The sequence below is a fragment of the Staphylococcus sp. 191 genome, assembly GCF_011174885.1.
Lineage (GTDB): Bacteria > Bacillota > Bacilli > Staphylococcales > Staphylococcaceae > Staphylococcus > Staphylococcus coagulans.
Genome location: NZ_PNRJ01000005.1, coordinates 19,593 through 32,490, shown reverse-complemented (window position 1 = coordinate 32,490; position 12,898 = coordinate 19,593). Strand labels below are relative to the sequence as shown.

General features: G+C 35.3%; 9 protein-coding genes. All 9 read left to right on the top strand.

Annotation, left to right across the window (positions count from 1 at the left end; genetic code table 11):
• Positions 1–5: 5 nt before the first annotated feature.
• Complete coding sequence (yajC, locus tag C1H58_RS05235; RefSeq protein ID WP_016425270.1) at positions 6–269, top strand: preprotein translocase subunit YajC; 264 nt, start codon at positions 6–8, stop codon at positions 267–269.
• A 138-nt stretch (positions 270–407) separates the two neighbouring features.
• On the top strand, positions 408–2,687 hold the full coding sequence (secDF, locus tag C1H58_RS05230) for a protein translocase subunit SecDF (protein WP_050330736.1): 2,280 nt from the start codon (positions 408–410) through the stop codon (positions 2,685–2,687).
• 108 nt (positions 2,688–2,795) lie between these two features.
• Positions 2,796–5,078: a single-stranded-DNA-specific exonuclease RecJ gene (recJ, locus tag C1H58_RS05225; RefSeq protein ID WP_165545554.1), complete on the top strand. Its 2,283-nt coding sequence runs from the start codon at positions 2,796–2,798 to the stop codon at positions 5,076–5,078.
• A 13-nt stretch (positions 5,079–5,091) separates the two neighbouring features.
• Positions 5,092–5,610, top strand: a complete 519-nt coding sequence (locus C1H58_RS05220; protein WP_165545553.1) for an adenine phosphoribosyltransferase — start codon at positions 5,092–5,094, stop codon at positions 5,608–5,610.
• 324 nt (positions 5,611–5,934) lie between these two features.
• Complete coding sequence (locus tag C1H58_RS05215; RefSeq protein ID WP_050330738.1) at positions 5,935–8,124, top strand: RelA/SpoT family protein; 2,190 nt, start codon at positions 5,935–5,937, stop codon at positions 8,122–8,124.
• A 12-nt stretch (positions 8,125–8,136) separates the two neighbouring features.
• The gene (gene dtd, locus C1H58_RS05210; RefSeq protein ID WP_050330739.1) at positions 8,137–8,589 is read left to right on the top strand and encodes a D-aminoacyl-tRNA deacylase; all 453 of its coding nucleotides are present in this window, start codon (positions 8,137–8,139) and stop codon (positions 8,587–8,589) included.
• Complete coding sequence (locus C1H58_RS05205) at positions 8,586–9,461, top strand: N-acetylmuramoyl-L-alanine amidase family protein (protein ID WP_165545552.1); 876 nt, start codon at positions 8,586–8,588, stop codon at positions 9,459–9,461. The genes dtd and C1H58_RS05205 overlap by 4 nt, the downstream gene beginning before the upstream one ends.
• Positions 9,462–9,817: 356 nt before the next feature.
• Positions 9,818–11,089 carry a histidine--tRNA ligase gene (hisS, locus tag C1H58_RS05200; protein ID WP_165545551.1) on the top strand — a complete coding sequence of 424 codons (1,272 nt, stop codon included), beginning with the start codon at positions 9,818–9,820 and terminating at the stop codon, positions 11,087–11,089.
• Positions 11,089–12,858, top strand: a complete 1,770-nt coding sequence (gene aspS / locus C1H58_RS05195; RefSeq protein WP_060829808.1) for an aspartate--tRNA ligase — start codon at positions 11,089–11,091, stop codon at positions 12,856–12,858. The genes hisS and aspS overlap by 1 nt, the downstream gene beginning before the upstream one ends.
• The last annotated feature ends 40 nt before the right edge of the window (positions 12,859–12,898 follow it).

Genomic DNA, 12,898 nt, shown 5'->3' with positions numbered 1-12,898 from the left:
GATTTATGTCTTCACTTATTAGTTTATTACCTTTAATATTACTATTTGTTGTCATGTGGTTCTTCATGATTCGTCCGCAACAAAAGCGTGCTAAAGAGCATCGCCAAATGGTTGACCAATTAGAAGCGGGACAACGTGTAACTACAATTGGTGGTATTAAAGGAACAGTTCGTGCAGTTGATGAAACAACAGCTGTCATTACAGTTAATGGTAAAGGTACTGAACTGACTTTTGAAAAACAAGCCATTAAACAAGTTGATCCTTCATAACGGATTGCATTGACCAGCTTAAATACAATTAAAGACATGGCTTATACCCATGTCTTTTTTAGTTCGTGATAGAAATCACTTGCACTAATTTTGTAAAGTGAAGTATGCTTGAAACATAAGATAAAATGAGGTGTTTATGTGAAAAAAACAAGTAGATTGATCACCTTTGTTATTCTTGTTGTGCTATTATTCGCGGGAATGGCCACTACATATAAAAATGTGATCAAAGATGTCAACTTAGGGCTTGATTTACAAGGTGGATTCGAAGTTTTATATCAAGTCAACCCACTTGATAAAGGCGATAAAATTGATAATACCGCTGTACAATCCACAGCTAAAACTTTAGAACGTCGGGTTAACGTACTTGGAGTGTCTGAACCGAAAATACAAGTTGAAGATCAAAATCGTATACGTGTTCAACTTGCTGGGGTTAAGGACCAAAACCAAGCCCGTAAAATTTTATCATCACAAGCTAATTTAACAATACGTGATGCTGATGATAAAGTTTTATTAACTGGTAAAGATTTAGTTCAAGGTTCAGCTAAACAAGAGTTTAAACAAAATACGAACCAACCCGCAGTTACTTTTAAATTAAAAGACAGCGATAAATTTAAAAAAGTAACAGAAAAAATTTCTAAAAAACAAGAAAACGTAATGGTCGTATGGCTCGACTTTAAAAAAGGCGACAGCTATGCGAAAGAAAAAACTAAAGAAGATCCAAAATATATTTCAGCAGCTTCTGTTGACCAACCGATTAACTCACCTAACGTTGAAATTTCAGGTGGTTTCCAAGGTGAAAAAGGGATAACTGAAGCTAAACAAATTGCTGATCTTTTAAATTCTGGTTCATTACCGGTTGATTTAAAAGAAATCTATTCAACTTCAGTTGGTGCGCAATTTGGTCAAGATGCATTAGATAAGACGATGTTTGCATCAATTATTGGGATTAGCATCATTTTCTTATTCATGCTATTGTTCTACCGTTTGCCGGGTTTAATTGCTGTCATTACATTAACAACTTATATTTATTTAACAATGCTAGCATTTAATTTTATCTCAGGTGTCCTCACATTACCTGGTTTAGCTGCGTTGGTACTTGGTGTAGGTATGGCTGTTGATGCGAATATCATCATGTACGAAAGGATTAAAGACGAGCTGCGAATTGGTCGCACGTTAAAACAAGCTTATAAAAAAGCAAATAAAAGTTCATTTATCACTATTTTAGATGCCAACTTGACAACTGTACTTGCAGCTGCTGTTCTCTTCTTCTTTGGGGAAAGTTCAGTTAAAGGTTTCGCTACGATGTTATTATTGGCAATTTTAATGAGCTTTGTGACTGCGGTCTTCTTAACACGTATTCTTTTATCTTTAGTCGTACAATCCAATGTATTCAAGAAAAAACTTTGGTGGTTTGGTGTTAAAAACAATCAAATCCATAATATTAATGACGGATATGATGTATCGGATTTAAGTACACCTTACGATAAGATTGATTTTATGAAAATTGCAAAACCACTATTTGCATTTAGTGGTGTGGTCATTTTAGCAGGTATTATCATTTTATCTATTTTCAAATTGAACTTAGGTATTGATTTTACTTCTGGCACACGTGTTGATCTTCAAAGTGATCAACCACTCAATCAAAATCAAGTAGAGAAAAAATTAGAAGCGATTGATTTGAAACCAAACCAATTATCAATTGGTGGAAATAAAAATGAAAATGCTTCGATGCAGTATAAACATGACTTGTCAAAAGATGAAATTGCTAAAGTATCTAAAACATTAAAAGATGCCTATGGCAAAGAGCCATCTGTGAATACCGTATCACCTGTAATAGGTCAAGAATTGGCTAAAAATGCAATGCTAGCAGTGATTATTGCATCCATCGGTATGATTATTTACATTTCTTTACGTTTTGAATGGCGTATGGGGATCGCATCGATTATTTCCTTATTACATGATGCTTTTATGATTATCGCTGTCTTTAGCTTGTTTAGACTCGAGGTTGATATAACGTTTATCGCAGCAGTACTGACAATCATCGGTTATTCTATAAACGATACGATTGTAACATTTGACCGTGTTCGTGAAATGTTGAAAAAAGTAAAAGTAATCACGAAAGAAGAGCAAATAGATTATATTGTGAATAGTTCTATACGTCAAACGTTAACACGTTCAATCAACACCGTTTTAACTGTAGTTATCGTCGTTGTTGCAATGTTGATATTAGGTGCATCAAGCATATTTAACTTCTCATTAGCATTATTGATTGGTTTAGTATCAGGTGTATACTCATCTATTGTTATTGCGGTACCGCTTTGGGGCATGTTGAAAAAACGTGAATTACGTAAATCAAGCCATCACAAACTTGTTGTTTATAAACGTAAACGTACTAACGAAGAAAAAGTATTAGTATAATAGAAATAAACTTGGACGTCTTATTGATTAACATCAATGATGTCCAAGTTCTTTTTATTTTCTCTAATTTTCGTTATAATACGTTTTGAGAAAGAGGCGGTAATGATTATGATACAATCGAATTTTCAATGGCAAACGCGTCAAGTCGATAGCTTGATTGATGACGCTTTAGTCGATAAATATAAATTAACACCGATGATGAAATTAATACTAGAAAGCAAAGGGTACACCGATGGATTAGAACTTGATCGCGTATTAGCACCGAGTCATATGATTCATGACCCTCAAGCGTTAAGTGATATGGATAAAGCCATATCACGAATACATAAAGCAATTCAAAATGGTGAAAAGATACTTGTTTATGGAGACTATGATGCGGACGGTGTAACTTCGACGACCATTATGGTTAAAACTTTGCAACAACTTGGTGCCACAGTAGGGTGGTATATCCCTAACCGATTTACAGAAGGATATGGTCCGAGTGAAATGGCCTTTAGAAATGCCTATGATGAAGGGGTTACGTTAATTATTACAGTTGATAATGGTATACAAGGTCATCATGAAATTGAGCTTGTTCAAAATTTAGGCGTGGATGTGATTGTTACAGACCATCATGAAATGGGGGAAACGCTGCCTCCCGCTTTTGCAATTATCCATCCGATGCACCCTGATTTCAATTATCCATTTAAATATTTATGTGGTGCAGGTGTGGCGTTTAAGTTAGCAGATATGCTTTTAGAAGAATTGCCACATTCATTTTGGGTTTTAGCAATGATTGGAACGATTGCTGATTTAGTTTCTTTGACTGATGAAAATCGGATGATTGTTCAAAAAGGATTGACTTATATCAACGAAGAGACACCTGTGGCGATTCGTGCTTTATTAGATCAGGCACAATACCGAGATGATATTAATGAAGAAACAATTGGTTTTATCATTGCGCCACGATTAAATGCGGTAGGCCGTTTAGACGACGCGGGTTTAGCTGCTGAATTATTAATGTCAGATGATCTAGAAGAGTCGCTATTTCTAGCAGAGCAAGTGGAGCATTTCAATGTAGAACGCAAAGAGATTGTCCAGCAAATCGTTGAGGAAGCGATGGAGATGGCTCAAGAAGCCGTTAATGAGGGTCAAAAATTTTTAGTTTTAGCTAAAGAAAATTGGCACGAAGGCGTATTAGGAATTGTTGCTTCAAGAATTGTTGAAACATTTCATCTGCCTACTATGATTTTGAATATTGATGAAGCCCAGCAACATGCAAAAGGTTCATCTCGAAGTATTTCGCAAGTCTCTATGTTTGAAGCTCTATCTTCGGAATCTACATTAATTACAAAATTTGGTGGTCATCATATGGCTGCAGGATTAACAATGCCCATAGAAAATGTAGATCCGCTGAGAAACGCGTTAAATGCATGGATGACGGAGCGTTTTAATGACGATGATCTTCAACCAGTCAAAATGGCTGATGTTGTTTTAAATATCGAACATGTTACGATTGAACAAATCCGCTCTTTAGAACGGTTACGCCCTTTTGGCATGGATTTTAACAGACCCGTATTTCAAATTGATGGCTTGACCATCCAACAAGTGAAAGCGATTGGTCAAAATCAGAATCATCTTAAAGTTACTTTTAACGAACAGAATTTACAAGGCCTGTTTTGGAATCATGGTGAATTAAACCAAGAATTAATGGAAGACCAAGAAATAGATATCATTGGTGAACTTCAAATTAATGAATGGAATGGGAATCGTACGCCTCAATTTGTAATGACAGATATAAGAAGTAATGATCGACAAATTTTAGATTATCGCAGCAAAAATAAGCGGTTACCTCAATTTGAAGGTAAAGATCAAGTGTGTTATCTCATACATCCCAATAAAGATAAATCTAGTCATCATGAATTCTATTATGGTGAGGTCATTCCAGAAGGTTATGATAAATGTGTAATGAGAGACTTACCACTCACTATGGAAGACATTAAGCTTTCATGTCGTTACATTAAAGCATCTCAAATATATCTTGTCTTTGATCATCGGCATTCTATTTATTTTGAAGGTTTACCGAAAGACGATACGTTTAAAAAATGTTACAAAGCACTTTTTCAAAAGGGTAAAACAAATCTAGAAACTGAAGGAATAGCGCTGAGTCAATATTTGCAAATTAAACCCACTATGCTGAAATTTATTTTAAAAGTTTTCTTAGACTTACAAATTATTTCACAAAAAGATGGTATAATTGAGATTGCGCATTCTCGTGAAAAGCAGTCTATTTCAGCTAGTCGCATTTATCAAGCAAGGGTACAGCGAATTGAAGTTGAAAAACAGCTCTTATATGAAGAATTTGATGCCATTAAGTCTTGGTTTGTTAATGAATTAGCAGGGATTGAATGAGGAGAGGATTTAAGTGGATTTAAAAAAATATGTATCTGAAGTCAAAGATTGGCCTAAAGAAGGCGTTAATTTTAAAGATATTACAACAATCATGGACAACGGTGAAGCATATGGCTATGCGACAGATCAAATCGTTAAATATGCAAAAGAGAAAAATGTCGATATTGTCGTAGGACCAGAAGCACGTGGTTTTATCATTGGATGTCCTGTTGCATATGCAATGGGAATCGGTTTTGCACCTGTACGTAAAGAAGGTAAGCTTCCACGTGAAGTCATTCGTTATGAATACGACCTAGAATACGGAAACAATGTACTGACAATGCACGCGGATGCAATTAAACCAGGACAAAGAGTATTAATTACTGATGATTTGCTTGCTACAGGTGGGACAATCGAAGCGGCTATTCATCTTGTTGAGAAACAAGGTGGTATTGTTGCAGGTATTGCATTTATTATTGAACTTGCTTATTTAAATGGTATAGAAAAAATTAAAGATTACGACGTGATGCGTTTAATCACGTATAATGAATAGTTAATAGCATCAAAAGTTTCTCGCATGCAATTGATTGTATGTTGGAATCAAGTGAGATTAAGAAATCTTCGTTTACTATAGATTTCAGTCTCACTTTTTTTATTATTTTAAATGTTACTTTAAAGTTGATGATACCATTTTTGTTGCTTCAATATTTTAAATAAACTGAATAAACATTTTAAAATGTAATCAAGTATTGAAAAACTAAAATTATTGACACTTTTATTATTATTTTGTAATAAAATTATGCGTTGTGATACGGTTCAATTATTTTTAATCATGTAGTATGATAGAATTATTATTTATAACGTGGGGGTGACCAAAATGAATAACGAATATCCATATAGTGTAGATGAGGTATTGCATAAAGCAAAAACATATTTAGACAATGAACAATATGAATATGTATTAAAAAGTTATCACATTGCTTACCAAGCACACGAAGGACAATTTCGTAAAAACGGTTTACCATATATAATGCACCCTATTCAAGTGGCAGGTATATTAACTGAAATGCATCTCGATGGACCAACGATAGTTGCAGGTTTTTTACATGATGTGATTGAAGATACGCCGTATACTTTTGATGATGTTGAAGAAATGTTCAATGTGGAAATTGCGACAATTGTCGATGGGGTTACGAAATTAAAAAAGGTAAAATACCGTTCGAAAGAAGAGCAACAAGCTGAAAATCATCGTAAATTATTTATTGCAATTGCTAAAGATGTACGTGTCATTTTAGTAAAATTAGCTGACCGATTACATAATATGAGGACTTTGCGTGCGATGCCTCGTGAGAAACAAATTCGAATTTCAAAAGAAACATTGGAAATTTATGCACCGCTTGCCCATCGTTTAGGGATCAATACAATTAAGTGGGAATTAGAGGATATTGCATTAAGATATATTGATAATGTTCAATATTTCAGAATTGTTAATCTCATGAAAAAGAAACGAAGTGAACGTGAAGCTTATATTGAAAACGCAATTCAAAATATACGTAAAGAAATGGATATTATGGAAATTAGTGGTGAAATCAATGGTCGCCCCAAACATATCTACAGTATTTATCGTAAAATGATGAAGCAAAAGAAACAGTTCGATCAGATTTTTGATTTGCTTGCTGTACGTGTTATCGTTAACTCTATAAAAGACTGTTACGCTGTTTTAGGACTCGTCCACACCCTTTGGAAACCGATGCCAGGTCGTTTTAAAGATTATATTGCGATGCCAAAACAAAATATGTATCAGTCATTGCATACTACTGTCGTTGGTCCGAATGGTGACCCATTAGAAATCCAAATTCGTACTTTTGAAATGCATGAAATTGCAGAGCATGGGGTTGCAGCGCATTGGGCTTATAAAGAAGGAAAACAAGTTGATAAAGATAGTGAAACGTATAATAAAAAGCTAAATTGGCTAAAAGATATTGCAGAAACTGACCATACTTCTTCTGATGCACAAGAATTTATTGAGTCACTTAAATTTGATTTGCAAAGCGATAAAGTTTACGCTTTTACACCGGCGAGTGATGTGATTGAGTTACCGTACGGCGCGGTACCGATTGATTTTGCATATGCAATTCACAGTGAAGTCGGTAATAAAATGATAGGTGCAAAAGTAAACGGTAAAATTGTTCCGATTGACTACGTTTTACAAACCGGTGATATCGTTGAAATTAGAACGAGTAAGCATTCATATGGCCCAAGTCGTGATTGGTTAAAAATCGTACGTTCATCAAGTGCTAAGAGTAAAATTAAAAGTTTCTTTAAAAAACAAGATCGCTCTTCAAATATTGAAAAAGGTAAGTTTATGGTTGAAGCTGAACTTAAAGAGCAAGGCTTTAAACCTGACGAACTGTTAACTGAACGCAATTTAAAAATTGTAAATGATAAGTATAATTTTGCGAATGAAGATGATTTATATGCCGCAGTTGGCTTTGGTGGTGTAACATCAGCTCAAATCGTCAACAAACTTACTGAAAGAATTCGCATTGAAAACAAGCAAAAAGCGTTGAATCAAGCACAACAAGTGACGAAATCAGCACCTATTAAAGATCATATTACGACAGATTCAGGTGTATATGTTGAAGGTTTAGATAATGTTTTAATAAAGTTATCAAAATGTTGCAATCCGATACCGGGTGATAAAATATTAGGCTATATTACAAAAGGTCACGGTATTAAGGTGCACCGGACGGATTGTCCAAATATTCAAAACGAAAAAGAGCGTTTAATTGATGTGGAATGGGTCAAATCTAAAAATGCAGCTCAGAAATACCAAGTGGATTTAGAAGTCACTGCTTACGACAGAAATGGCTTATTAAATGAGGTTTTACAAGCAGTGAATAGCACCTCTAGTCAATTAATTAAAGTTGCAGGTAAATCTGATATTGATAAAAATGCTGTCATTAATTTGAGTATTATGGTAAAAAATGTACATGAAGTGTATAAAGTTGCTGATAAAATCAAACAACTCGGCGATATCTATACAGTAACACGAGTTTGGAATTAGGAGTGCTTAATTATGAGAATCGTTGTACAACGTGTGCAATCTGCTAGTGTGAAAAACAGCCAAATAGCGCGTTCTATAGATCGAGGATTATGCTTACTCGTAGGCATTGGTGAAAATGATACAAAAGCGGATGCAGATGCACTCGCTAAGAAGATTGCTAATTCTCGCATTTTTGAGGATGAAAATGGCAAATTAAACTTAAATGTCCAACAAATCGAAGGGCATATTTTGTCAATCTCACAATTTACCTTGTATGCTGATGTGCGAAAAGGTAATCGACCAGGATTTAGTAAAGCAATGTCTCCTGACGAAGCCAATGCATTATATTTATATTTTAATGAGCAATTACGCACTTATCATTTAGCAGTTGAAACAGGTCAATTTGGAACAGATATGATTGTAGATATTCAAAATGATGGACCCGTGACGATAATCTATGAAAGTATTGATGGCAAAATCCTATGAAAAAAGTAGATCAATGGTTAAAGAAAAAGAGAATCAAACCACATAGATTTTATTTAGCGTTACTCATCTTGGCTGTTTTCATTGCAATCGTTATTTCTTTTATCTTAATTAGAGAGAGTCATACGAGCCAAATTCATGTTGTGGAAGATGCAGAAATTAGAACGGGTCCTAATGCTGCATTTCCAGTGATATATAAAGTTAAAGAAGGCGACAGTTTTGTCAAAATAGGACAAAGTGGCAAGTGGATTGAAGTTCGCTCACCAGACGGCAATGAAAAAGGTTGGATTGCTGGTTGGCATACTAATCTAGACATTAAAGAAGACGAAAACCCTTATGCTCATCCATTAAAGAACAAAGTTATCGTTCTTGATCCAGGGCACGGAGGTGGAGATCAAGGCGCTGCTAGTCAAACGGGTAAGAAAACTTTAGAAAAAAATATGACTCTAAAAACAGGTTTAGAATTAAAAGAACTGCTTGAAAAAGAAGGGGCAAAAGTCAAATTAACGCGCACTAAGGATGAGTACGTTAAATTAAAAGATAGAAATTTGAAAGGCGATGTATTTATCAGTATTCATAATGATGCCCTTGACTCACCTAATGCGAATGGCGCAACTGTTTATTGGTTCCACGAACAGCAACAAGCACTTGCGGAAACCTTAAATGCAAGTATTCAAAAGAAAGCGATATTATCTGATCGTGGTCCAAGGCAAGAAAACTATCAAGTACTACGTCAAACAGAAATGCCTGCTGTTTTACTCGAGCTTGGCTATATTAGTAATCCAACTGACGAAGTGTTGATTAGAGATGTAAATCATAGAAAGATAGTTGAAACTGCCATCGTTGATGGATTAAAAAATTATTTTTTAAGTTAACATCTTGAAACTCAACACAAAAACAGTTATGATAATGAATGAATTTTATATTTATCACCGTTAGTATTCTTGAAGTGACTTTTAGATTCCTGAAGAAATCCAGAGAGTTTATCCTAGGCTGAAAGATAAACCTTCAAGTTAAGTTTTTGAACACAAGAAGAGGTACTTTATGAAAATAAAGTCGTACAGCCAACGTTACTGGCTATAGAGTGAAGTACAATCGTGACAGTTGATTGTGCTTAATTAGGGTGGCAACACGGCTTAAAGTACGTCCCTTGTATGCAAAAGTCATACAAGGGGCTTTTTTTATTCAAAATTTGATGACTGGTGCAATCAATGATAAAGGAGAGATGAAGATGATTCACATTCCGCGTGGAACGCAAGATATATTACCTCAAGATACTTCAAAATGGCAGTATATTGAATCAAAATTAGATGAATTAATGAAACTGTATAATTATCAAGAAATTAGAACACCTATTTTTGAAAGTACAGATTTATTTGCACGTGGCGTTGGTGATTCAACTGACGTTGTGCAAAAAGAAATGTACACATTTAAAGATAAAGGGGAACGTAGTATTACATTACGACCAGAGGGAACAGCTGCTGTAGTAAGAAGTTATATCGAAAACAAAATGCAAGGCAACCCTAATCAACCTGTTAAATTGTATTATAATGGGCCGATGTTTCGTTATGAAAGAAAACAAAAAGGACGCTATCGCCAATTTAACCAATTTGGCGTTGAAGTGATTGGTGCTGAAAATCCAAGTATTGATGCTGAAGTTTTAGCATTAGTCATGCATATTTACCAATCATTTGGTTTGAAAAAACTTAAACTTGTCATTAATAGTGTTGGTGATGCAGAATCACGTAAAGAATATCAAGAAGCACTTCGCGAACACTTTAGACCTGTCATCCATAATTATTGTCAAGATTGCCAAAAGCGAATTGAGACCAATCCAATGCGTATTTTAGATTGTAAAGTCGATCGCAATCAACCAGAGATGAAAACAGCACCTTCGATCATTGATTATTTAAATGATTATTCAAAATCGTATTTTGAAGAAGTGAAAGCACACTTGGATCGTTTAGGTATCCTGTATGAAGTGGATCCAACGCTTGTTCGTGGATTAGATTATTATACGCACACAGCGTTTGAATTGATGATGGATAACGAAGCGTATGATGGCGCAATTACTACGCTTTGTGGTGGTGGCCGTTACAATGGCTTGTTAGAGTTATTGGATGGACCTAAAGAAACAGGTATTGGGTTTGCATTAAGTATTGAACGTTTACTATTAGCTTTAGAAGAAGAAGGAATCGAACTTCCAGAAGAGAACCAAATTGACTTATTTATTGCAACTATGGGAGAAAAAGCTGATCGATATGCTGTAACATTACTTAATCGTTTGAGATATGATGGTATTTCAGCTGATAAAGATTATTTGTCACGTAAATTAAAAGGACAAATGAAACAAGCTGACCGTCTTAACGCAACCTATACGATCGTAATAGGGGATCAAGAACTAGAAAATGGCGAAGTTGCAGTGAAACATATGGCAACCGGGGAGTCAAAAACAATGAAATTTGAAGAAATTGAAAGCTATATTAATGGAGGCAGAAAGTAATGAACAAACGAACGACGTACTGTGGTTTAGTCACAGAAGCATATTTAGGACAAGAGATTACATTAAAAGGTTGGGTCCACAACCGTAGAGATTTAGGGGGGCTTATCTTTGTAGATGTTCGCGATAGAGAAGGCTATGTACAAGTCGTATTTAATCCTGATTTCTCTGAAGAAGCATTAAAAGTTGCTGAACGTATTCGCTCAGAATATGTTGTTGAAATAACGGGTACAGTAACGAAAAGAAATCCAGAAACGGTTAACCCTAAACTTAAAACGGGGCAAATAGAAGTACAAGCAAAATCCATTGAAATTATTAATCAATCCGAGACACCGCCATTTTCTATCAATGAAGATAACATCAATGTAGATGAAAATATTCGACTTAAATATCGCTACTTAGATTTACGACGTGAAAAGTTAGCTCAAACATTTAAAATGCGTCATCAAATTACAAAATCAATTCGTACATTTCTAGATGATCAAGGTTTTTATGATGTGGAAACGCCTGTTTTAACAAAGTCTACACCTGAAGGGGCACGTGACTACCTCGTCCCATCCCGTGTACACGAGGGTGAATTTTATGCACTTCCTCAATCACCACAGTTGTTTAAACAATTGCTTATGATTAGTGGATTCGATAAATATTATCAAATTGTTAAATGTTTCCGAGATGAAGACTTACGTGCTGACCGTCAGCCTGAATTTACACAAATAGATATTGAAATGAGTTTCGTTGAACAAGAAGATGTCATTCAATTAGGCGAAGCAATGGCTAAAAAAGTTGTATCTGATGTTAAACAGGTTACTTTGACAGATGCATTTCCGCGTATGACTTATGCTGAAGCAATGGAAAGATACGGTACAGATAAGCCAGATACACGATTCGGTATGGAATTGATTGACGTTTCAGAGTTAGGTGAAGTCATGGACTTTAAAGTGTTTAAAGGTGCTGTTGAAAGTGGGGGTCAAGTGAAAGCCATCATCGTTGAAAATGGTGCTAAAGATTACACAAGAAAAGACATCGATGGTTTAACTGAATTTGTCAATATTTATGGCGCTAAAGGATTAGCATGGGTTAAAGTTGTAGAAGATGGCTTGAGTGGACCTATTGCACGATTTTTCGCAGCCGAGCATGTTGAGAAATTACAATCGCTCACAAATGCTAAAGATGGAGACCTTGTGTTATTTGTTGCTGATACAAAAGAGGTCGTTGCACAAAGTTTAGGCGCTTTACGAAATAAGTTAGGAAAGGAAAGAGGTCTGATTGATCCTGAAAAATTGAATTTCTTATGGGTTACTGACTGGCCATTACTTGAATATGATGAAGAAGCACGTCGTTATGTAGCGGCGCACCATCCATTTACTTCACCAAAAGTAGAAGATATCGAATTGTTAGAATCAGCACCTGAAAAAGCGCAAGCGCAAGCTTATGACCTCGTTTTAAATGGTTATGAATTAGGTGGCGGTTCTATACGTATTCATAATGGAGAATTACAACAAAAAATGTTTAAAGCGCTTGGCTTTTCTGATGAAGCTGCGCAAGAGCAATTCGGATTTTTATTAGATGCATTTAAATATGGCGCACCTCCACATGGGGGCATCGCATTAGGATTGGACCGTTTTGTGATGCTATTGACAGGTCGTACAAATTTACGTGATACGATCGCCTTCCCTAAAACTGCATCGGCTACAGATTTATTAACAGATGCGCCGAGTCCTGTTTCTAACCGACAATTAGATGACCTGTCTTTGCGTATTAAAAACATTTAAAATATCATTTCACAGGGTGATAAACTTATTATTTGCTAAA

Bases quoted from the DNA above. Each gene is read 5' to 3' on its own strand.
- hisS (WP_165545551.1), top strand. From the start codon at position 9,818: ATGATTCACATTCCGCGTGGAACGCAAGATATATTACCTCAAGATACT.
- C1H58_RS05205 (WP_165545552.1), top strand. From the start codon at position 8,586: ATGAAAAAAGTAGATCAATGGTTAAAGAAAAAGAGAATCAAACCACAT.
- aspS (WP_060829808.1), top strand. From the start codon at position 11,089: ATGAACAAACGAACGACGTACTGTGGTTTAGTCACAGAAGCATATTTA.
- C1H58_RS05215 (WP_050330738.1), top strand. From the start codon at position 5,935: ATGAATAACGAATATCCATATAGTGTAGATGAGGTATTGCATAAAGCA.
- dtd (WP_050330739.1), top strand. From the start codon at position 8,137: ATGAGAATCGTTGTACAACGTGTGCAATCTGCTAGTGTGAAAAACAGC.
- yajC (WP_016425270.1), top strand. From the start codon at position 6: ATGTCTTCACTTATTAGTTTATTACCTTTAATATTACTATTTGTTGTC.
- recJ (WP_165545554.1), top strand. From the start codon at position 2,796: ATGATACAATCGAATTTTCAATGGCAAACGCGTCAAGTCGATAGCTTG.